The following is a 20,973-nucleotide window of genomic DNA, read 5'->3' on the forward strand; positions in this document are numbered from 1 at the left end:
CCCCCCCCCCCCCCCCCCCCCCCCCCCCCCCCCCCCCCCCCCCCCCCCCCCCCCCCCCCCCCCCCCCCCCCACAGGGGAGCGTCTTTCAAATCCTTGGATGACCGGTCAGTTCGACTACATATTCCCCTGCGTCGAGTCACAACCATGACAATCACTCGCAGCGACTGGGAGCAACGCTTCCAGTCCCTCAACATCGAAAGCCGCGCCTTCATCGACGGCCAGTACTGCGCGGCCGCCAGCGGCGCCACGTTCGAATGCATCAGCCCGGTGGACGGTCGTTTCCTGGCGAATGTGGCCAGCACCGACGAAGCCGATGCCAACGCCGCCGTCGCCGTTGCCCGTCGCACCTTCGAATCCGGCGTCTGGGCCAGCCTGGCTCCGGCCGAGCGCAAGCGCGTGCTGATCCGCTTCGCCGACTTGATCCTGGCCAACCAGGAAGAGCTCGCGCTGCTTGAAACCCTCGACATGGGCAAGCCGATCAGCGACTCGATGAACGTCGACATTCCGGCGACCGCCAACGCGATTCGCTGGACCGCCGAAGCCATCGACAAGATCTACGACGAAGTCGCTGCCACGCCCCGCGATCAGCTTGGCCTGGTGACGCGCGAACCGGCCGGCGTGGTCGCGGCCATCGTGCCCTGGAACTTCCCGCTGATCATGGCCAGCTGGAAATTCGCCCCGGCCCTGGCGGCAGGTAACTCGTTCATCCTCAAGCCTTCGGAAAAGTCGCCGCTGACGGCCATTCGCATCGCGCAGCTGGCACTGGAAGCGGGCATCCCGAAAGGTGTTTTCAACGTCTTGCCGGGCTACGGTCACACCGTCGGCAAGGCGCTGGCGTTGCACATGGACGTCGACGTGCTGGCCTTCACCGGCTCCACGGCGATCGCCAAGCAACTGATGATCTACGCCGGGCAAAGCAACATGAAACGCGTCTGGGCAGAAGCGGGGGGCAAAAGCCCGAACGTGGTGTTCGCCGATGCACCGGACCTGCGCGCGGCGGCACAAGCGGCAGCCAGCGGCATTGCCTTCAATCAGGGCGAAGTCTGCACCGCCGGTTCGCGCTTGCTGGTGGAGCGTTCGATCCGCGAGCAGTTCTTGCCATTGTTGGTCGAAGCCCTGCAAGCCTGGAAGCCGGGGCATGCGCTTGATCCGTCGACCACCGTCGGCGCGGTCGTCGACCAGCGTCAACTGGACAACGTATTGCGCTACATCGATATCGGCAGGGAGCAGGGCGCCGAGTTGATCGCGGGCGGCCAGCGCACCCTCGAAGAAACCGGTGGCCTGTACGTGGAGCCGGCGGTTTTCGACGGCGTGACCAACGCCATGACCATCGCCCGGGAAGAAATTTTCGGCCCGGTGCTGTCGGTCATCACCTTCGACACCGCTGAAGAAGCCCTGGCGATCGCCAACGACAGCATCTTCGGCCTGGCCGCCGGCGTGTGGACCAGCAACCTGAGCAAGGCCCACACCTTCGCCCGTGGCCTGCGTGCCGGCAGCGTCTGGGTCAACCAGTATGACGGCGGCGACATGACCGCGCCGTTCGGCGGGTTCAAGCAGTCGGGTAACGGTCGGGACAAATCGCTGCACGCGTTCGACAAGTACACCGAACTCAAGGCGACCTGGATCAAGCTCTAAGACCTATAAAAAAGCGACGGTCACCGGCCTCTTGCCGGTGCCCATCGGAGAAACCTATGAAACAAGCACATGTTAATAGCTACTACGCCGCCACCCGCAACTTCACCGGCGATTTCCCGGTACTGGAAGGGGCGGTTGACTGCGACGTCTGCGTGATCGGCGCCGGCTACACCGGCCTGTCCTCGGCGCTGTTCCTCGCCGAAGCGGGCTATAGCGTCACCGTGCTCGAAGCGGCCAAGGTCGGCTTCGGCGCCAGCGGTCGCAACGGCGGGCAACTGGTCAACTCCTACAGCCGCGACGTCGATGTCATCGAAGAGCGTTACGGCGACAAGACCGCCGAAATCCTCGGCAGCATGATCTTCGAAGGTGCGGACATCATTCGTCAGCGCATACAGCACTACGACATCCAGTGCGACTACCGTCCCGGTGGCATCTTCGCGGCGATGAACAAAAAGCAACTCAAGGGCCTGGCCGAGCAGAAGAAGAGCTGGGAACGCTACGGCAACAAGAACCTGACAATGCTCGACGCTGCCGACATCAAGCGCGAAGTGGGTTCCAATGCCTACGTCGGTGGCCTGCTGGACATGCAGGGCGGCCACATTCACCCGCTGAACCTGGCCCTCGGCGAAGCCTCGGCGATCATCGGCCTGGGCGGCAAGATCTACGAGCAGTCGGCGGCGGTGGAAATCACCTACGGCGAGCCGATCACCGTGCGCACCGCCAAAGGCGTGGTAAAGGCCAAGTACCTGCTGATCGCTGGTAACGCCTACCTGCCGCAGGGCCTGGACAATCGCGTGACCAGCAAGAGCATGCCGTGCGGTTCGCAAATCGTCGTGACCGAGCCGCTGCCGGAAAAAGTTGCCCGCAGCCTGATCACCAACAATTACTGCGTCGAAGACTGCAACTACCTGCTCGACTACTACCGCCTGACCCGCGACAACCGCCTGCTCTACGGCGGTGGCGTGGTCTACGGCGCCCGTGAGCCGGACGACATCGAACAACTGATCCGCCCGAAGATCCTCAAGACCTTCCCGCAGTTGAAGGATGTGAAGATCGACTACCGCTGGACCGGCAACTTCCTGCTGACCATGTCGCGCATGCCGCAATTCGGCCGTATCGAGAAAAACGCCTACTACATGCAGGGCTACAGTGGTCACGGCGTTACGTGCTCGCACCTGGCCGGCAAGCTCATCTCGGAAATGATCCGTGGCGACGCCGAGCGTTTCGACGCGTTTGCATCCTTGCCGCACATGCCGATGATCGGCGGGCGCACCTTCTCGGCTCCGTTGACCGCCCTCGGCGCCGTGTACTACTCGCTGCGCGACCGTTTCGGCATCTAGACTTTACCTCACCGGCAGGCACCCCAATCAGGTACTGCCGGCTTTTTTACCTGAAACACCACGTACCCCTGTAGGAGCAGCCGCAGGCTGCGATCGTTTGATCTTGCTTTTGACGATCAAAGATCAAAAGATCGCAGCCTGCGGCAGCTCCTACAGCAACACCCACAAACGTGATTTAATAGCCGCCTTTCACGTTTCCGGGACCGGAAAACGGCGCGATCTACGCCTGCTCTCCACCCCCATTACCCTTGCGTACCAAGCACATAAGGCTGTCATGGACACGGGCTCACGACTCAAATTAGTACGCGAAAGCTACAAACTGTCCCAGCGCGAGCTGGCCCGGCGTAGCGGCGTCACCAATGCCACAATTTCCCTGATCGAACAGAATCGCGTCAGTCCTTCCGTCAGCTCGCTGAAAAAGCTGCTTGAAGGCATTCCCATGTCCCTGGCCGACTTCTTCACCTTCGATCAGCCACCGCGCGAGCATCAATACGTCTTTCGCGCCAACGAACAGCCGGACCTCGGCCGCCACGGCCTGCGGCTGCTGCTGATCGGTGCGTCCGTGCCGAGTCGGCAGATGCGTCTGTTGCGCGAACAATACGCGCCGGGTGCCAGTTCCGGCGAAGAGCCGATCGTGCACTCAGAAGGCGAGGAGTGCGGGCTGGTCACCCGTGGCACCGTCGAGCTGACGGTGGACGGGCAGATCAGCGTGCTCAATGCCGGTGACGGGTACTATTTCCCCACGACCTTGCCGCACCGGTTCAGGAACATCGGCGCGGATGAGGCGGAAATCATCAGTGCGAACACCCCGGCGAACTTCTGACGAACCGGCCCCAGGACGTCAATCGCCGCATTACGCCTGGGCAACGTGCTTGGGCCCCGCCAGGGCCCACAGTACCAGGCCAATCAACGGTACAAACACGATCAGCACCATCCATACCCCTTTGTTGCTGGCGTTCCCTGCGCTTTTGCGCACCCGGTTGATCGCCCACAGTTCAAGCGCCAGCAGCACTGCCGCCGATACGATCCATAGCGTTTCTATTTGCATGAGCCACCTCCTGATAGTCAGTCAGTTAGGTGGCCGTGCAATCGCGGGGTTCATTTAATTTTCGCCGCTACCTGGCTTTCCAGTGTCCGCCACCGGACTCGCAATCGATCCTGGCCTGGTCAATGTGCTGCGCATCGTAGTAATAGGTGGTGACCTTGGCGCTGTCGGGAATGTTCAGCGACGTGCTGTTCTTGTCCTTGCTGGTGGAATGTGGGTTGGCCAGGGATTCCTGGGTCAGCGTAGCGACGCAGGAGGCTTGATAGTGGTCGGCGCACTGTTCGACCTTTTTCTTGGTGCTGGCCAGCATGTCCTTGCTCTCATTGCTGCAGGACCAATCGATGGCATTGACCGGCATGCCTTCGTATTCATAACAGCTGTGGGTTTCGACCACGGGGACGGCAGCGCTTTGCGATCGCGTCAGCACGTCACAGCCTTCGGCAGCGGCCAGGCCGGGAACGAGGCTGGCAATCAGGAGCAGAAGTCGACGGTTCATCGGGATTTCCTCTGCAATGGCGCCTTTGCCTGATCGGGAAGTGGCGCCGATAGAGATTTGAAAACGCGATGAGGTACGGGGTTCCCTTCATTTCAAGGGACCCTGTAGGAGCGAGCATGCTCCGGGCGGCGTTCCGACGATGGACGTCAACGATAACGCGCCCTGTCTGGATGAACGCGTTGTCTGGATATTTTTCGCGAGCAGGCTCGCTCCTACAGAAGGATGAGTACATCCGCGAAATCAGGTCGGCTGTCAGGCCGCCTCGCTTTCGCGTTTGATCTTGATCTGGCTTTTGATTTTCTTGCCCCCTCGACAGGCCGAGTGGAGGTTCTGCGCAGTGGGTAAACCGGCAAGGATGCCGGTTTAGCCGCGCTGGGCCATGGATGGCCCATCGCGGCGACCCACGGAGCAGGACCGGAGCGAGGGTATGCCGAGCCTTAGCGAGGCACCGAACGCCAGGGGCAAGAGCCCTTGGTTACTTGGGGCTTTTCCAAGTGACTCGCTGTAAGAGCGAAACCATAGGTGGCCGTTACCGCAGGAATGGATATGTACGCAGTCAACAAAATTCCCATTGCCCGTCAGGACGCCATCGCCGGCAAGCCGGGCTCCTACAAAAAACCGCTGCAAAAACGCCTACAACCATAGTTATTTCTGCTTACACTTTTCCTCTCGAAAAACTCTTAACCTTTTAAAATCAACACCTTAAAGACTTGGCACGCCCTGTGCTCCTGCTATGCAACCCACCATCGTTGGGCTTTGCATCTGTGCCGACGTTTCACCCGTCGAGCCGATAGCCAGGAGGAATAACAAGAAATGTTGATCACCGGGATCAAAAGTCGACCGGTCTACGACCGGTTGCAACCTCTGCCAGGAGGTCTGCGGCACATCGTTGCCGGGCAAGGCAGTGGCGGGCGCGCCATGTTGCGTTTGCTCGACGAGTTGGCCGGGCTGAAGCGGCCCGTGACCTTGCTGTACTCCCAGGAGTCGTTTTCCGGGCAGGACTTCCTTGCCCAATTACAGCAGCGTCCAGGTCACGATCTACGTGTGTATGCCAGCAACCAGGCCTTGATCGACGCCCTTGATGACCTGCTCGGCAACGCGCGGATGGGCACCCGCCTCTACCTCGCCGGCTCTGAAAGCTTCCTCGGCAGCGCCATGCAGGTGGCCACCCGTTACGACCTCAATCGCGACGAAGTGCTTCGCGAACACTCCGGCACGCTGGTGCGTCGGGTCTGGTGCGTGCACTGCGACACCTACACCGAGAACGTCACCCAACGCGTCTACGAATGTCCCGGATGCAGCCTCACGCTGGTGGTGCGCGACCACTACTCCCGACGCCTGGCGGCTTTCCAGGCGGTCAAGGCCGATGCCGAAGTACCGGGCGAACTGCCCCCAGCCGAGGAGCTCGATACATGAGCCAGAACAATGGGACTTTGAACCTGCGCGTCGCTCGCATTGAAGAGGTGACGCCGGAAATCAGGCGCTTCACCCTGGTTTCGCCGACCGGCGAGCACCTGCCGGCGTTCTCCGGTGGCAGCCACGTGGTGGTACTCATCGCCAACCCGAACAATACGCTGCGCAACCCCTACTCGCTGCTGAGTTCGCCCTATGACACCAGCAGCTACCAGATCGCCGTGCGCCGGGTAGAAAGCGGCCGCGGTGGTTCGATCGCGCTGCACGACAATGTCCGTGAAGGCGACCTGATCGAGGTCACGCCACCGGTCAATCTGTTTCCGCTGATCAAGCAGGCGCGCCTGCACCTGTTCATTGCCGGCGGTGTCGGCATCACCCCGGTAATCTCCCAACTCGAAGAGTTGCGCCTGAGCAAGGTGCCCTTCGAACTGCATTACGCGGTTCGCGGCGATGAACACGCACAGCTGGGCAAAGAGTTGCAGGACACCTACGGCAAGCAGGTCCACCTGTATCGCAAAGGCATCGAAGCGCGCATGGACATCGGGCAGATTCTCGCCAATCGCCCGCTCGGCAGTCACGTTTACGCCTGCGGCCCGGACAGCATGATCGACGCCACCCTGGCCTGTGCCCGCGAGCTGGGCTGGACCGACAGTCACGTGCACTTCGAGCGCTTCCTCGAGCAAAGCAGCGGCGGCGAAGCCTTCAGCTTCACCCTGGGTCGCAGTGGCGCAACCATCGAGGTCTCGCCGGACCAGACCATGCTCGAAGCGGTCGAGGCCGCGGGCTACAGCATGCCTTACCTGTGTCGTGGCGGCGCCTGTGGCCATTGCGAAACCGAGGTCCTGGAGCTCGACGGCGAACTGCTGCACAGCGATGACTGGCTGTCGGACGACGACAAAGCCGCCCGCAAGAAAATCATGCCCTGCGTATCCCGCGCCAAATGCAATCGCCTGGTCATCGACCTCTGATCGACGGAAGACATAACAATGACTATCGAATTCAACCGCGACGAAACCTACCGCGACGACTACACCTTCGCCAACAGCCCGGAAACCATCGCCCGCGCGCCCTTCCCGTTCCCCGATGACGACTACATGTACTCGATGAACCTCGAGCCCCATGTCTCGGTCGGCGACGGCGCCTTCCGCGCAGCGTTCGATATCGACGAGCACTACATCAGCGAATGCCGGGACCGCGCCATCACCCTGGAGAAGGACCCGGGCATGCACTACGTCTCGGCGCCGCACATGATGGAGGCGCAGTGGGACTTGCTGGAACTGATCATGGAGTCCTACGCCCGCGACTACCCGCAGTACTTCACCCTGTCCCGTGAAGGCCGCCAATGGCACTGGACCAACCGCCTGCTGGACATCGACGATCACTTCATCTTCGGCGACCCGGCGACCCTGCCGTATGAGCCGATGGAATACGTGACCCGCCAGGCCCAGGGCGACTGGGTACTGCAGGAAGAACGCGACGGTACGCTGTATTGGGGCGCCGGGATCGCCACCCAACGCGCCGACTATTCGCTGCGCTTCAACCTGGGCATGAGCTGGGAGGAATTCCACGGCCCGGTGCCGCTGGTGAAGGAAATCGGCATGCTCGACCGCGCCCTGAAATTCCTCCTGCGCCTGCGCACCGGCCACCCGGTGCGTCGCCTTAACTGGTCGCTGACGGTCAACCCGCGCCTTGAAGTATCGGCCGAAAGCCTGCCCGAATGGGCACCAGACCGAACCATCGTGACGGCCGAAAACGCCGGCAAGCTGGTGTACCTGCGCATCGAGTTGCAACCGCTGCACCGCTTGCCGCGCAGTAACGCGATTGTCTTTCCGATCCGCACCTACCTGCTCAGCCTCGAAGACATCGCCACCAACCCGGCATGGGCGCGGCGCATGCATCGGGTGCTGCGTGATTTGAATCAGCAATTGGTCGATTACAAGGGATTCAGCCGGTATCGCGATGCTGCCGTGGAGTGGCTGTCGCAGTACGACGATGGGCGTGAGAGCGAGACAAAAAAACAAGCCTGAACCTTCAGTCCCTGTGGGAGCGAGCCTGCTCGCGAAGGGCCGTAACGCGGTCTTACGCCTTGCCACCACTGCGATCAATCGCAAACCCGGCCCAGGTCTGGCTCACCGGCATCAGCTCGACGCTGTTGATGTTGATGTGCGCCGGGGCATTGAGGACCCAGAAAATGGTCTCGGCAATGTCTTGCGGCTGGATCGGGTCGGCACCCGCATAGGTGGCGTTGTAACGCTCCTGGTCACCGGCAAAGCGCACCAGAGAGAACTCGCTTTCGCACAGGCCCGGTTCGATGTTGCTGACCCGCACGCCGGTGCCCTGGAGGTCACAGCGCAGGTTCAGGGAGAACTGTTTGACGAACGCCTTGCTCGCGCCATACACATGGCTGCCCGGGTAGGGGTAGTTGCCGGCAATGGAGCCGAGGTTGACGATACCGGCGCCGCGACCATGAGCGATCAGGCGTGGCAGCAGCAGGCGGGTGCTGTACATCAGGCCTTTGACGTTGGTATCGACCATGGTGTCCCAATCGTCCAGGTCGCATTTGGGCGCCGGATCGACCCCCAAGGCCAGGCCAGCATTGTTGATAAGTCCACGCAGCTTGGCGAAGGATGGCGGCAGGTTCGCAATGGCTTCTTCCATGGCCTGGCGGTCACGCACATCAAGCACCAGCCCGTGCACCTCGGTCTGCTTCGACAGTTCGGCGCACAGGGCGTTAAGGCGCTCTTCACGACGCCCTGTCAGCACCAGTTTCCAGCCAGCCTCGGCAAAACGACGGGCACAGGCTTCACCGAAACCGGAAGTCGCGCCGGTAATAAACAGGGTGTTGGACATGGTGTTCTCCTTGCTACGGCTGATCGGCAGCCATTGGAATAGAAAATCAGCAGGCAGCATGCCCGGCCTTGCGCACAGCGGCAACCGGCGCGCTATCTGTACAAAAAACGAACAAAACTTGCAACGCCTTGCCGGCCGTGGCTTGCAGCCATATGCACGCACCTTATCCACAGCCCCATCCACACATTCCGGGGGCAAGTGGAAAAGCTGAAAGCCGCTATCCACAAGGCTTTGCGGGCCGATTTGAAACTTTTTTGCTTGACCCCAATCGGCCTGCTGTGTAGCCCAGGGTCATTTTCCCGACCGCGCGGTCAATCCAGCGATGGCGCCAAGCCAGTAACTACGGCCCTCAGCCAAGTCTTTCCAGAGTTTAACCACAGACTTATCCACAGGCTTGTTCACTGCATTCAGGCGCTCTTTTCACCCTAAGAAAAAGGTTGACAACGCTGCCTTGAAGACAAGAAAAAGCGCCTGATCAAAAAACAACCATCGCGCTGCAAGCCACGGATTCAAAGGCGCTCAGCCAGCTACTCCCACGTTATTCACAGCCAGTTCCACAGCAAACGGGGACAAGTCAAAACCATGATAAAACAACAATTTGCAGCGGCTTTATGTCGCGCTTTCAGAGGTCGACAATTTTGTTTTCCACAATTTCACTTTACCTCACACCACCGCTCTTGTAGGAGCTGCCGCAGGCTGCGATCTTTTGATCTTGATTCTTAAAAAACAAGATCAAAAGGTCGCAGCCTCGTTTCACTCGACAGCTCCTACCAGCTTTTACAGGGGCGAAAAAAAACGCCCTGATCTCGTCAGGGCGTTTTCATTGGACGCTAAGGTTTAGTGCCCGCCAAGATAGGCGTTGCGCACATCCTCGTTGACCAACAACTCCTTCCCTGTACCGCTCATGCGAATCTCGCCGTTGACCATCACATAGGCTCGGTCCGACAGGCGCAGCGCGTGGTTGGCGTTCTGCTCGACCAGGAAAATGGTCATGCCGGTCTTGGCCAGCTCCCGCAGCGTCGCGAAGATCTGCTTGACCACAATGGGCGCCAACCCAAGGCTCGGCTCATCGAGCAACAGCAATTTCGGCCGGCTCATCAGGGCTCGTGCGATGGCCAGCATCTGCTGCTCGCCACCCGACATGGTCATCGCCCGCTGGGTGCGTCGCTCCTCAAGGCGCGGGAACAGCTTGAACATGCGTTGCATGTCTTCCTTGGCGTACTTGTCGCCGATGGGGATGGTGCCCATCAACAGGTTTTCCTCGACGGTCATGTCGGGGAACACCCGCCGTCCTTCCGGCGACTGGGCAATGCCGTTGGAGGCGATGTAGTGCGACGACTTGTGGGTGATGTCCACGCCCTGGTAAAGGATCTGTCCGTCCGCCGCGCGTGGCTGACCGAAGATCGACATCAGCAGGGTCGACTTGCCGGCGCCGTTGGAGCCAATCAGGCTGACGGTCTCCCCTTCGTTTATGTGCAGCGAGACATTCTTCAGGGCCTGGATGGGCCCGTAGAACACGTCCAGGTCCTTGAGTTCGAGGATGGGTTTGCTCATACCACCTCCTCTTCATCGGCACCCAGGTAGGCGGCAATCACTTTCGGGTCGTTGCGAATCGCATCGGGACCGCCCTCGGCGATCACGACGCCGTGGTCCAGCACCACAATGTGGTCGGAAATACTCATTACCATGCCCATGTCGTGTTCGATCAGCACTACGGTCAGATCATGCTCGTCGCGCAGCAGCCGGATCATCGCGCTCAGCGCTTCGGTTTCCTGAGGGTTGAGGCCGGCGGCCGGTTCGTCGAGGCAGATGATCTGCGGACGGGTGCACATGGCCCGGGCGATTTCCAGACGACGTTGCTGGCCGTAGGACAGCTCACCGGCCAGGCGGTTGGCGCAGTCCACCAGGTCCACCACTTCCAGCCAATAGAAGGCGTGGTCCAGCGCATCGCTTTCGGCCTTGCGGTAGCCCTTGGTGTTGAGGATGCCCGCCAGCAGATTGCGGTTGACCCACATGTGCTGGGCCACCAGCAGGTTTTCCAGCACCGACATTTCCTTGAACAGGCGAATGTTCTGGAACGTCCGCGCCAGCCCGGCGCGGTTCACCAGGTGGGTGCCGCCGAACATCTTGTAGCGCAGGCGACTGATAAAGCTTTTTGGCGAGACGAAATCGGTAGGCTTGAACGGTTCGCCGAGCATTTTGATGACGTTGGTTCGCTGCCCCCGCACGTTCAGTTCGATCTTGCCACCGGAGGCCTTGTAGAACCCGGTCAGGCAGTTGAACACTGTGGTCTTGCCGGCGCCGTTCGGGCCGATCAGGGCGAAGATCGAGTTGCGCTTGACCTTCAGGCTGACATCATTCAACGCCTTGATGCCGCCGAAGTGCATCATCAGCTTCTCTACGGAGAGTACGACTTCGCTCATGGCGCTACTCCTTTACGCGGGGTCACACCGGTACGGCTGATTCGAATCAGGCCGCGCGGTCGCCATATCATCATCAACACCATCAGGATGCCGAACAGCAACACGCGGTATTCGGCGAAGCCACGCAGCAGTTCCGGAGCAACGGTCAATACGAAGGCCGCAATCACCACGCCGATGGTCGAGCCCATGCCGCCGAGCACCACGATGGCGAGGATCAGGGCCGATTCGAAGAAGGTGAACGAGGTCGGGTTGACGAAGCCCTGGTAGGTGGCGAAGAACACGCCAGCCAGGCCGGCCGTCGATGCGCCGATGGTGAATGCCGAGAGCTTGACCAGCACGTGGTTCAGGCCCATGGAACGGCAGGCGATTTCATCCTCGCGCAGCGCTTCCCAGGCACGGCCGACGGGCATGCGGGTCAGGCGATGCTTGATGTACAACACAGCCAGTACCACCAGGAACAGTACCGCGTAGATGAAGTAGTACTTCACGTCCGGGTTGTAGGCGATGCCGAAGAACTCATGGAACGGCACGCCCCCGTCCTTCGCGCGCTTGCCGAATTCCAGTCCGAAGAAGGTCGGCAGTGGTGCCGGCATACCGTTCGGACCACCGGTCAGGGACAGCCAGTTGTTGAGGATCAGGCGAATGATTTCACCGAAGCCCAGGGTCACGATCGCCAGATAGTCGCCGTGCAGGCGCAGCACCGGGAAACCGAGGATGCAACCGGCCAGCCCAGCGGTGATCGCCGCCAGCGGCAGCACCGTCCAGAAGCCCAGCCCCAGGTACTGATAACCGAGCGCAAGGCCATAGGCGCCGATGGCGTAGAACGCCACGTAACCCAGGTCGAGCAAGCCGGCCAGGCCCACTACGATGTTCAGCCCAAGCCCCAACAGCACATAGATCAGCCCGAGAATGACCACGCCCAGCAGGTAGGAGTTGGAGAAAAACGGGAACACCACGGCGATGACGATCACCAACGGGATGATCCAGCGCAACCGCGATTTGTAATCCGGCGCCAGCACATGCACCCCGGAACCCGTGCTTTCAAAACCTTCGAGGATGCTCAAGCCCCTGGGGGTTTGCAGGAACATGCTCAAGGCAAAGCGACCGGCCATGACAATGGCGACAATCCACGCCACGCGGGTGGTTTCCAGGTTGAAGCCGTAGCCATCGAGAACGACACCGACAATCGGCCCGAACACGATCAGGGCAATGAGGCCGGCAAGAATCGCGTCAACCAGACTTTTTTTGATATCAATGGTTTTTTTAGTGGTTGAGGACATCGCTTACACCTTCGACACAAGAGGACGGCCGAGCAGGCCTTGGGGCCGAAAGACCAGAACGAGAACCAGCAGCGAGAAGCTGAAAACGTCTTTGTAGTCCGAGTTCACCAGGCCAGAGAACAGCGACTCGGAAATCCCGAGGATGATCCCGCCCAGCATGGCGCCTGGCAGTGAGCCGATCCCGCCGAGCACCGCGGCGGTGAACGCCTTGATGCCGATGATGAAGCCAGCATAGAAGTCGAACGTGCCATAGTTCATGGTGATCAGCACGCCGGCCAGGGCCGCCATCGCTGCACCGATGATGAACACATAGGAAATCACCCGGTCGGTGTTGATCCCCAGGATCGAAGCCATCTTGCGGTCTTGCTGGGTTGCACGGCACATGCGGCCGAGCTTGGTGTACTTGATGACGTAGGTCAGCAGGGCCATCCCGACAAACGCTGCGACCAGGATGAACACCTTGGTGTAGGTCAACTGCACGAAACCTGTGCCGACTTCCACGCGCCACGCCCCGCTGAGCAAGGTTGGAACACCTTGTTGCTTGGCGCCCTGGGCGATCTGCGCATAGTTTTGCAGGATCAGCGAAATACCGATGGCGCTGATCAGCGGTGCCAGTCGGGTGGAGTTACGCAGGGGTTTGTAGGCGACGCGCTCGATGACCCAGCCATACACCGCCGTGACGACGATGGTGAAGATCAGGGTGCCGAGCATCAGCAGAGGGAAGGATTCAATACCGAAGTATGCCAGCAGAGCCAGACTGATTGCCGCGAGGTAAGCGGAAATCATGTAAACCTCGCCGTGGGCGAAGTTGATCATGCCGATGATGCCATAGACCATTGTGTAGCCGATGGCGATCAGGCCATAGACCGACCCGAGGGTCAGGCCGTTGACCAGTTGCTGCAGGAAAATACCATCCATAACGCAATCTCACGCAATGAGAACCTGTCCACCTGCCGGTGCGGTTCTTCTAAGGAAAATACAGATATACGTCGGAGCAATGTCAGCCACGATCAGCCCGGCCCACACCGTCCCCTGTGGGAGCTGGCTTGCCAGCGATAGCGGTAGAACATTCGACAAAATTGTCTCCTGCAAGTCCGCCATCGCGGGCAAGCCCGCTCCCACGAGGATCTGTGGGTTCAGGTGATTGAGTCAGCCCTTACTTCTGTTTTTCCAGCTGGTGGTATTTGCCATCCTTGTCCCACTGGTAAACCACGTAGTCGGAGACTTTCAGGTCGCCCTTGCTGTCCCAGGTCTTCTCGCCCATGACGGTCTTGACCGGATTTTTCTTCAGCCACGCAGCCGCTTCTTCGCCCTTGTTGGATTTGGCGCCGTTGAAGGCAGCCGCCAGGGTCTGCACCGAAGCGTAGGCGTACAGGGTGTAGCCTTCAGGCTCGGTACCGGCCTTGCGGAAGGCGTCTACCACGGTCTTGCTGTCTGGGAGCAGGCGTGGGTCGGCACCGAAGGTCATCAGCACGCCATCCACGAATTGCGGACCGCCTGCGGTGGTCACCAGTTCGTCGGTCACGATGCCGTCGTCGGACATGAACTTGACGTCTTTCAGGCCTTGTTCACGCAACTGGCGAACCAGAGGACCGGCTTCCGGGTGCAGGCCACCGAAGTAGACGACGTCAGCGCCGGCACCACGGATCTTGGTCACGATGGTGCTGAAGTCTTTCTCGCCACGGGTCAGGCCTTCATACAGCACTGGCGTTACGCCGCGCTTGACCAACTGGGCCTTGGTGGCGTCAGCCAGGCCTTGGCCGTAGGTGTCCTTGTCGTGCAGAACCACGACCTTCTTGCCCTTGAGCACGTCGACGATGTAGTCGCCGGCCACGATGCCTTGCTGGTCGTCACGACCGCACATGCGGAACATGGCGCTCAGGCCGCGTTCGGTCACCTGTGGGTTGGTGGAGCCTGGAGTGATGGCGATGATGCCCGCTTCGTCGTAGATCTCGGAAGCCGGGATGGTCGAGGAGGAGCAGAAGTGGCCAACCACGCCGGCGACTTTCTGGTTGGTCAGGTCCTTGGCGACCGTCACAGCCTGTTTCGGTTCGCAGGCGTCATCGCCCTTGACCAGTACGATTTTTTCCCCGTTCACGCCGCCCGCTGCGTTGACCGCATCGGCTGCTGCCTGTGCACCCTTCATGTACTGCTCGCCAAATGCCGCATTGGCGCCCGTCATTGGACCCGCTACGCCGATCTTGATGTCAGCCTGAGCAAACGCAGAAACACCCAAAGCAGCTGCCACTGCGAGGGCCAGAAAGCCTTTCTTGTAAAACGTCTGGGACATGAGGTGGTGCTCCATGGTTTTTTTAATTGGCACTGCGACTTCACTGATTGCTCAGAGCAAGGGCCGTGCCATCGGTTTTTTATTCTTAAAAAAGTCGCTGCTTTATTCTTATTTCGACTATCTCGGGCCCATTTTCATTGGGCGTGCAACCGTCTAAACCGCGGAAGGTAAAACCATTATTTTTTTGAGGCGCAACCCGCCCGCGCCATCATTGCAACCGCGGCACTAAACGACGTGCAACCAGCCTGTAACAACGTGCGTCACCGAAGTGCACACTGCTGGTGCGGGACTGCTACAACCCGCACCACTACAGGCTAGCTGCTGATCAAAAAAGCGCCGCTTTCAACAGCAAAAATCAACATTCAGATCACGATCCGCAGGCACTGGCCTGCGTGATACAGCGAAAAACCGGCCTCGTATAAACAACTACGCAATCCCACCCCTGCCAGTGGCTGCATTGGAGCGAAGGGAATGGGTAGCGCTTGAGGATTTCCGTTACACAAATAATCGGCGAATGCCTTGCCAACCACCGTCCCGGTGGTCACGCCCCGACCGTTGTAGCCGGTCACTGCCACTATTCCGGCTGCCGGTTCGAACAGGCGCATCAAGTGATCCGGGGTGAAGGCGATGCGCCCCGTCCAGGTGCACTCCCACTCCACCGGCTTGAGGTAAGGAAAGTAATGTTGCTGCACGCGATCGGCCCAGGCCTTGAGAAACCAGGCCGGTTTCTGATTGCCATTGCCGAGACTGCCAAGCAGCAGGCGCCCGTCCTTGTCCCGGCGAATGCTGCTGAGCACCTGGCGGGTGTCCCAGGAACCCTGGCCACCGGGCAAGATTTGCCGGGCCGCGTCTTCGGTCAGCGGGACCGAGGCCACCTGATAGTAATAACCGGGGAAGAAATTGCGTCGCAACTCGGTCCAGTCACCTTCGGTGTAGGCATTGGAAGCGATCACCACTTGCTCGGCCAGGACCGACCCCTGCGCAGTTTGCACCGACCAGCGTTGCCCCTGCCGTTCGAGGCGGGTCACCGGGGAATGATCGAACAACTGACCGCCCAGGCCCATTGCCGCCTTGGCCAAGCCGGTGGTGTAAGCCATCGGGTTGAGCGTGCCAGCACGACGATCGAGCAATGCCGCGGCGATTTTCTTGGTGCCTGTCGCTTGCTCACACGCTTTACCGGTCAGCAATTCGACGGGGGCGCCACGGCGCTTCCATTGTTCTTCACGACTGCGCAAGTCAGCTTCGCCACGGGCGTTGTGCCCCATGTGCAATGTGCCTTCGCGGCGCAACTGGCAATCGATGTTGTACTTGTCCACAAGGCTGAACACCAATGAAGGTGCTGCGCCGAGCATTCGGTTGAGCTGACTGCCGACGGCCTCGCCAAACCCGGCTTCGATCTCGTCCGGGGGAATCCACATGCCGGCATTGACCAGCCCGACGTTGCGCCCCGAACCGCCGTGGCCTGCGCGGTGTGCTTCGAGCACGCACACCGTTTTGCCCTGCTCCAACAAATGCACCGCCGCCGACAGCCCGGTAAAACCTGCGCCAATGACGCAGACATCGACTTTCACCTCACCCTTGAGCGCCGAGTTGTCGGGCCTTTGCGGCGTCAGTTTTTCCCACAGACACTCTTCGCGTAACGGCATTGCCAGACTCCAACGGAAACCTAACCAACACACACAAATCAGTGTGGGAGCGAGCCTGCTCGCGAAAGCGGTTTATCAGTCACCGTTGATGTCGACTGACAGATTGCATTCGCGAGCAGGCTCGCTCCCACAGGGATCACTGCCTCGCTGAAATATCAGTCAAAGGTAATGCCCTGCGCCAACGGCAACTCCAGCGAATAGTTCACGGTGTTGGTCTGACGACGCATGTACCCGCGCCATGCATCAGAACCGGACTCACGACCACCGCCCGTTTCTTTCTCACCACCAAACGCACCGCCGATTTCCGCGCCGCTCGGGCCGATGTTGACGTTGGCGATGCCACAGTCACTGCCCACCGCCGACATGAACTGCTCGGCTTCACGCACGTCGGTGGTGAAGATGCACGAGGACAGGCCTTGCGGTACAGCGTTGTTCAAACGCAGGGCTTCGTTGAAATCGTTGTAGCCGACCACGTAGAGGATCGGTGCGAACGTTTCATGGCAGACCACATCGCTCTGCTCCGGCATTTCGACGATGGCCGGCGAAACGTAGTAGGCATTCGGGAATTTGTCTTCAAGCTGACGCTTGCCGCCGAACACCCGACCGCCTTCGCTCAGCGCCTGCTCCAGTGCGTCCTGCATGTTGTCGAAGCTTTGCTTGTCGATCAGCGGACCGATCAGGTTACCTTCCAGCGGGTGGCCGATACGCACTTTGGAGTAGGCGGCCTTGAGGCGGGTGACAATTTCTTCCTTCACCGACTCATGGGCGATCAGGCGGCGCAGCGTGGTGCAGCGCTGACCGGCGGTGCCGACGGCGCTGAACAGGATCGCGCGAACGGCCATGTCCAGATCGGCGCTTGGGCCAAGGATCATCGCGTTGTTGCCGCCCAGTTCGAGAATGCTGCGGGCAAAACGCGCAGCGATTTTTGGCGCCACTTCACGGCCCATGCGGGTGCTGCCGGTAGCGCTGACCAGCGCGACACGCGGGTCATCGACCAAGGCTTCACCGGCATCGCGACCGCCAATGACCACCTGGCTCAAGTGCGGTGGCGCATCGCTGAAATTCTTCAGCACGCGGTCGAACAGTGCCTGGCAGGCCAATGCGGTCAGTGGGGTTTTTTCCGACGGCTTCCAGATCACCGGGTTGCCGCAAACCAGCGCCAACGTGGCGTTCCAGGCCCAGACCGCCACCGGGAAGTTAAAGGCGCTGATCACGCCGACGATGCCCAGCGGGTGCCAGGTTTCGCGCATGTGGTGGCCAGGACGCTCGGAGGCGATGGTCAAGCCGTACAGTTGGCGGGACAGGCCGACGGCGAAATCGCAGATGTCGATCATTTCCTGAACTTCACCCAGGCCTTCCTGGGTGATCTTGCCCGCTTCCCAGGACACCAACTCGCCGAGATCGGCCTTGTATTCACGCAGGATGTCACCCAGTTGCCGCACCAGCTCACCACGACGCGGCGCCGGCACCTTGCGCCACAATTCGAATGCATGATCTGCACGACTGATGTGCTGCTCGACTTCAGCGGCACCTTCCCAGTTGACGGCGGCAATCGTGCTGCCATCGATTGGCGAATGCACCGGCACTTTGCCGTTCTGGTACAGGGCCGGGTTCACACCAAGACGATCAAGCAATGCGGCAACCATGGGTCACTCCTCAAGCAAAAAACGGAACGTGTGCAGCCGCCGAATCACGACTGATCAGACCTGTAGTTTTAGCGCTACCGAGGTTACTCAACAAACGACCATTAAGAGAGATATCATTCCGTTTATTCATGCTGTGCATTGTTGGCAATAAAGAGACAAGTACAAAGGACCGCCCATGCTGAACAAACGCTATTTGCCCTCGATCGCTGCACTGCAGTGTTTCGAAGCCGTGACCCGCCACCTGAGCTTTACCCGGGCCGCGGAAGAGCTAAACCTGACCCAGAGCGCCGTCAGTAAACAGGTGGCGCAACTTGAAGAGCTGTTGCAGCACCTGCTGTTTCGCCGGGTTCGCCGACGCCTGCAAATGACGCCAGCGGGCGATCTGTACCTGGTGGAGGTACGAAAAATCCTCACCCAGGTCGAGATGTCGACCCATTACCTGCGTTCCTACGGTGGTGAAACCGAAGTCTTGCGCGTCTCGACACCCTCGACCTTCGGCGCTCGCTGGCTGGTGCCACGCCTCAAGGGCTGGCGCCTGCGCCATCCGTCGATCCACCTGGACCTGTGCAATGAGCAGGAAGCCGACGACCTGCTACAGGGGCGCAGCGACCTGGCGTTCTACTTCGGCCAGGGTTCTCGCCCTGGTACCGAATGCCTGAAGTTGTTCAGCGAAGAGCTGGTGCCAGTCTGTGCGCCAGGCAGCCTGCCCGATACGCCATTCACCGACCCGACGCAACTCACCGACCTGGTCCTGCTGCAAAACGCCTCCCGTCCCCAGGCCTGGCACGACTGGTTCGACAGCCAGGGCTACCACACCGAACACAGCTACCACGGTCCGCGCTTCGAAACCTTCTACATGTGCATCCGCGCGGCGCAAGTCGGCTGCGGCGTGGCATTGCTGCCACGGTTTCTGGTGGAAGAGGAACTGGCTGACGGCAAACTGGTCATTCCCTGGCAGCATGCAATGCCCAGCACCGATGCCTATTACCTGGCGTACCCGGAACATTCGGCGGAAGTGCCCAAGGTGCGCGATTTCGTCAAGTGGATGCTGGAGCAGGTGTAGGGCGGTGCAAAAATCGCTGGCAATACCCACCACCGATATGCGCCACTAGCCTTATTCCATGTGGAGAACCCCCGTTATGAGCGAGAGTGTGTTTGCCGATCGCATCGTGCAGAACCTGCTCGACACCGACTTCTACAAACTGACGATGATGCAGGCGGTGCTGCACAACTACCCGAACGTAGAGGTCGAATGGGAATTTCGTTGCCGTAACAGCGAAGATTTGCGCCCCTATCTGGCAGAGATCCGCTTCCAGATCGAACGGCTGGCCGAATTGAGCCTGAGCGCCGATCAATTGAGTTTTCTGGAGCGCATCAGCTTCCTGAAGCCGGATTTCCTGCGTTTTCTCGGGCTGTTTCGCTTCAACCTGCGCTATATCCACACCGGCATCGAAAACGGCGAATTGTTCATCCGTTTGCGGGGGCCGTGGTTGCACGTGATCCTGTTCGAGGTACCGATTCTGGCAATCGTCAGTGAGGTGCGTAACCGATATCGCTATCGGGAGATTGTCCTAGAACAGGCCCGCGAGCAGCTCTATCGCAAGTTCGACTGGCTGACCGCCAACGCCAGCAGCGACGAATTGTCCGAATTGCAGGTAGCCGATTTCGGCACCCGTCGTCGTTTTTCCTACCGCGTGCAGGAAGAAGTGGTGAACGTGCTCAAGCATGATTTCCCCGGGCGCTTCGTTGGTACCAGCAATGTGCACCTGTCCCGGGAACTGGACATGAAACCGCTGGGCACCATGGCCCACGAATGGATCATGGCCCACCAGCAACTCGGCCCGCGGCTGATCGACAGCCAGATCGCCGCCCTCGATTGCTGGGTCCGCGAATACCGTGGCCTGCTCGGGATTGCGCTGACCGACTGCATCACCATCGATGCATTCCTGGGTGATTTCGACCTGTTTTTCGCCAAACTGTTCGACGGTTTGCGCCACGATTCGGGCGATCCGGTGGTATGGGCGGAAAAAGCCATCGCGCACTACCACAAGCTCGGCATCGACCCCATGAGCAAGACGCTGACCTTTTCCGACAGCCTGACGCTGCCCAAGTCCCTGGAGATTTTTCGGGCGTTGCGGGGTCGAATCAACGTCAGCTTCGGTATCGGCACCAACCTGACGTGTGATATTCCGGGTGTCGAACCGATGAGCATCGTGCTTAAAATGACCGCCTGCAACGGCGCGCCGGTGGCGAAGATCTCCGACGAGCCCGGCAAGACTCACTGCAAAGACCCGAATTTCGTCGCTTATCTGCGACACGTTTTCCAAGTTCCTGCCCCCCTCTAGCAAGGAGTGAATTCATGCAAGCCGTACAGCGTGAGATTGCTGAACAGCTCAAGGTTCAACCGCCGTTCGCCGACGAAGCCGCCCTCGAAGCGGAAGTCGCCCGGCGGGTTACCTTCATCCAGGATTGCCTGGTCAATTCCGGGCTCAAGACACTGGTGCTGGGCATCAGTGGCGGCGTCGACTCGCTGACTGCCGGGCTGCTGGCCCAGCGTGCGGTCCGTGAACTGCGTCAGCGCAGCGGTGATGCCGCCTACAAATTCATCGCCGTGCGGTTGCCGTACGAAACCCAGTTCGATGAACATGACGCCCAGGCCTCCGTGGATTTCATCAAGCCGGATGAGCGCCACACGGTGAACATCGGCCCGGCGGTCAAATCCCTGGCCAACGAAGTCGCGGCGTTCGAAGGCAAACACGCGGTGTCGGTGGACTTCGTGCTCGGCAACACCAAGGCGCGCATGCGCATGGTCGCCCAGTACACCATCGCCGGCGCGGCCCATGGCCTGGTGATCGGCACCGATCATGCCGCGGAAGCGGTGATTTCTACCCCCCTACACTAAACTGCA

At 60.1% G+C, this 20,973-nt stretch carries 18 protein-coding genes and 1 pseudogene; 9 read left to right on the forward strand and 10 right to left on the reverse strand.

Going from position 1 to position 20,973, the window contains the following annotated elements; genetic code table 11:
- Positions 1 to 145 precede the first annotated feature (145 nt).
- From AC3WWR_RS05945 to AC3WWR_RS05955, 3 genes are all read left to right on the forward strand, one after another.
- Entirely contained in the window at positions 146 to 1,636 is a 1,491-nt protein-coding gene (locus tag AC3WWR_RS05945) for an aldehyde dehydrogenase (RefSeq protein WP_020798444.1), read from the forward strand.
- A gap of 56 nt (positions 1,637 to 1,692) precedes the next feature.
- Entirely contained in the window at positions 1,693 to 2,976 is a 1,284-nt protein-coding gene (locus AC3WWR_RS05950; RefSeq protein ID WP_020798445.1) for an NAD(P)/FAD-dependent oxidoreductase, read from the forward strand.
- A gap of 274 nt (positions 2,977 to 3,250) precedes the next feature.
- Positions 3,251 to 3,799, forward strand: a complete 549-nt coding sequence (locus AC3WWR_RS05955) for a cupin domain-containing protein (RefSeq protein ID WP_007895886.1) — start codon at positions 3,251 to 3,253, stop codon at positions 3,797 to 3,799.
- Between the two features lie 30 nt (positions 3,800 to 3,829).
- Here AC3WWR_RS05955 and AC3WWR_RS05960 read toward each other — a convergent pair whose 3' ends face one another.
- A complete protein-coding gene (locus AC3WWR_RS05960; RefSeq protein WP_020798446.1) occupies positions 3,830 to 4,024 on the reverse strand; it encodes a PLDc N-terminal domain-containing protein in 195 nt (64 codons plus the stop codon).
- A gap of 67 nt (positions 4,025 to 4,091) precedes the next feature.
- Positions 4,092 to 4,517, reverse strand: a complete 426-nt coding sequence (locus tag AC3WWR_RS05965) for a hypothetical protein (RefSeq protein ID WP_020798447.1) — start codon at positions 4,515 to 4,517, stop codon at positions 4,092 to 4,094.
- A gap of 813 nt (positions 4,518 to 5,330) precedes the next feature.
- Here AC3WWR_RS05965 and AC3WWR_RS05970 point away from each other — a divergent pair.
- The 3 genes from AC3WWR_RS05970 to AC3WWR_RS05980 are packed head-to-tail and all read left to right on the forward strand — an operon-like array spanning position 5,331 to position 7,957.
- Positions 5,331 to 5,933 (forward strand): dimethylamine monooxygenase subunit DmmA family protein, encoded by a 603-nt coding sequence (locus AC3WWR_RS05970; protein WP_083349282.1) that lies wholly within the window; start codon positions 5,331 to 5,333, stop codon positions 5,931 to 5,933.
- A complete protein-coding gene (locus AC3WWR_RS05975) occupies positions 5,930 to 6,898 on the forward strand; it encodes a PDR/VanB family oxidoreductase (protein ID WP_020801176.1) in 969 nt (322 codons plus the stop codon). Before AC3WWR_RS05970 ends, AC3WWR_RS05975 begins: the two co-directional genes overlap by 4 nt.
- A gap of 18 nt (positions 6,899 to 6,916) precedes the next feature.
- A complete protein-coding gene (locus tag AC3WWR_RS05980; protein WP_020801175.1) occupies positions 6,917 to 7,957 on the forward strand; it encodes a heme-dependent oxidative N-demethylase family protein in 1,041 nt (346 codons plus the stop codon).
- Positions 7,958 to 8,009: 52 nt separating this feature from the next.
- On the opposite strand, the gene AC3WWR_RS05985 is transcribed toward AC3WWR_RS05980, so the two are convergent.
- The 8 genes from AC3WWR_RS05985 to amaB all read right to left on the reverse strand — a co-directional run bounded on the left by AC3WWR_RS05985 (position 8,010) and on the right by amaB (position 18,065).
- Positions 8,010 to 8,780, reverse strand: a complete 771-nt coding sequence (locus tag AC3WWR_RS05985) for an SDR family oxidoreductase (RefSeq protein WP_033042202.1) — start codon at positions 8,778 to 8,780, stop codon at positions 8,010 to 8,012.
- Positions 8,781 to 9,617: 837 nt separating this feature from the next.
- Complete coding sequence (locus AC3WWR_RS05990) at positions 9,618 to 10,334, reverse strand: ABC transporter ATP-binding protein (protein ID WP_020797616.1); 717 nt, start codon at positions 10,332 to 10,334, stop codon at positions 9,618 to 9,620.
- A complete protein-coding gene (locus AC3WWR_RS05995; protein WP_020797617.1) occupies positions 10,331 to 11,203 on the reverse strand; it encodes an ABC transporter ATP-binding protein in 873 nt (290 codons plus the stop codon). Before AC3WWR_RS05995 ends, AC3WWR_RS05990 begins: the two co-directional genes overlap by 4 nt.
- Positions 11,200 to 12,483 (reverse strand): high-affinity branched-chain amino acid ABC transporter permease LivM, encoded by a 1,284-nt coding sequence (gene livM / locus AC3WWR_RS06000; RefSeq protein WP_020797618.1) that lies wholly within the window; start codon positions 12,481 to 12,483, stop codon positions 11,200 to 11,202. The genes AC3WWR_RS05995 and livM overlap by 4 nt, the downstream gene beginning before the upstream one ends.
- 3 nt (positions 12,484 to 12,486) lie before the next feature.
- On the reverse strand, positions 12,487 to 13,401 hold the full coding sequence (locus AC3WWR_RS06005; RefSeq protein WP_008058951.1) for an ABC transporter permease subunit: 915 nt from the start codon (positions 13,399 to 13,401) through the stop codon (positions 12,487 to 12,489).
- 238 nt (positions 13,402 to 13,639) lie between these two features.
- Positions 13,640 to 14,773, reverse strand: coding sequence for a branched-chain amino acid ABC transporter substrate-binding protein (locus AC3WWR_RS06010; RefSeq protein WP_020797619.1), 1,134 nt, complete (start codon positions 14,771 to 14,773; stop codon positions 13,640 to 13,642).
- Between the two features lie 362 nt (positions 14,774 to 15,135).
- Complete coding sequence (amaA, locus tag AC3WWR_RS06015; protein WP_492598561.1) at positions 15,136 to 16,419, reverse strand: L-pipecolate oxidase; 1,284 nt, start codon at positions 16,417 to 16,419, stop codon at positions 15,136 to 15,138.
- Between the two features lie 155 nt (positions 16,420 to 16,574).
- Complete coding sequence (gene amaB / locus AC3WWR_RS06020) at positions 16,575 to 18,065, reverse strand: L-piperidine-6-carboxylate dehydrogenase (protein ID WP_020797621.1); 1,491 nt, start codon at positions 18,063 to 18,065, stop codon at positions 16,575 to 16,577.
- A 175-nt stretch (positions 18,066 to 18,240) separates the two neighbouring features.
- Here amaB and AC3WWR_RS06025 point away from each other — a divergent pair, with 175 nt between their 5' ends.
- The 3 genes and pseudogenes from AC3WWR_RS06025 to nadE all read left to right on the forward strand — a co-directional run.
- Positions 18,241 to 19,128, forward strand: coding sequence for a LysR family transcriptional regulator (locus AC3WWR_RS06025; protein WP_020797622.1), 888 nt, complete (start codon positions 18,241 to 18,243; stop codon positions 19,126 to 19,128).
- Between the two features lie 76 nt (positions 19,129 to 19,204).
- A complete protein-coding gene (gene pncB / locus AC3WWR_RS06030) occupies positions 19,205 to 20,410 on the forward strand; it encodes a nicotinate phosphoribosyltransferase (RefSeq protein ID WP_020797623.1) in 1,206 nt (401 codons plus the stop codon).
- 14 nt (positions 20,411 to 20,424) lie between these two features.
- Positions 20,425 to 20,949, forward strand: a pseudogene (gene nadE / locus AC3WWR_RS06035) (NAD(+) synthase); the annotation flags it as partial.
- Between the last annotated feature and the right edge of the window lie 24 nt (positions 20,950 to 20,973).

The organism is Pseudomonas sp. EB271-G4-1 (assembly GCF_058791355.1).

Coding starts and splice junctions, on each gene's coding strand:
- amaA (WP_492598561.1), bottom strand. CDS start 16,419: ATGCCGTTACGCGAAGAGTGTCTGTGGGAAAAACTGACGCCGCAAAGG.
- AC3WWR_RS05975 (WP_020801176.1), top strand. CDS start 5,930: ATGAGCCAGAACAATGGGACTTTGAACCTGCGCGTCGCTCGCATTGAA.
- amaB (WP_020797621.1), bottom strand. CDS start 18,065: ATGGTTGCCGCATTGCTTGATCGTCTTGGTGTGAACCCGGCCCTGTAC.
- AC3WWR_RS05955 (WP_007895886.1), top strand. CDS start 3,251: ATGGACACGGGCTCACGACTCAAATTAGTACGCGAAAGCTACAAACTG.
- AC3WWR_RS05950 (WP_020798445.1), top strand. CDS start 1,693: ATGAAACAAGCACATGTTAATAGCTACTACGCCGCCACCCGCAACTTC.
- pncB (WP_020797623.1), top strand. CDS start 19,205: ATGAGCGAGAGTGTGTTTGCCGATCGCATCGTGCAGAACCTGCTCGAC.
- AC3WWR_RS06005 (WP_008058951.1), bottom strand. CDS start 13,401: ATGGATGGTATTTTCCTGCAGCAACTGGTCAACGGCCTGACCCTCGGG.
- AC3WWR_RS05970 (WP_083349282.1), top strand. CDS start 5,331: ATGTTGATCACCGGGATCAAAAGTCGACCGGTCTACGACCGGTTGCAA.
- livM (WP_020797618.1), bottom strand. CDS start 12,483: ATGTCCTCAACCACTAAAAAAACCATTGATATCAAAAAAAGTCTGGTT.
- AC3WWR_RS05995 (WP_020797617.1), bottom strand. CDS start 11,203: ATGAGCGAAGTCGTACTCTCCGTAGAGAAGCTGATGATGCACTTCGGC.
- AC3WWR_RS05960 (WP_020798446.1), bottom strand. CDS start 4,024: ATGCAAATAGAAACGCTATGGATCGTATCGGCGGCAGTGCTGCTGGCG.
- AC3WWR_RS05990 (WP_020797616.1), bottom strand. CDS start 10,334: ATGAGCAAACCCATCCTCGAACTCAAGGACCTGGACGTGTTCTACGGG.
- AC3WWR_RS05945 (WP_020798444.1), top strand. CDS start 146: ATGACAATCACTCGCAGCGACTGGGAGCAACGCTTCCAGTCCCTCAAC.
- AC3WWR_RS06010 (WP_020797619.1), bottom strand. CDS start 14,773: ATGTCCCAGACGTTTTACAAGAAAGGCTTTCTGGCCCTCGCAGTGGCA.
- AC3WWR_RS05965 (WP_020798447.1), bottom strand. CDS start 4,517: ATGAACCGTCGACTTCTGCTCCTGATTGCCAGCCTCGTTCCCGGCCTG.
- AC3WWR_RS05980 (WP_020801175.1), top strand. CDS start 6,917: ATGACTATCGAATTCAACCGCGACGAAACCTACCGCGACGACTACACC.
- AC3WWR_RS06025 (WP_020797622.1), top strand. CDS start 18,241: ATGCTGAACAAACGCTATTTGCCCTCGATCGCTGCACTGCAGTGTTTC.
- AC3WWR_RS05985 (WP_033042202.1), bottom strand. CDS start 8,780: ATGTCCAACACCCTGTTTATTACCGGCGCGACTTCCGGTTTCGGTGAA.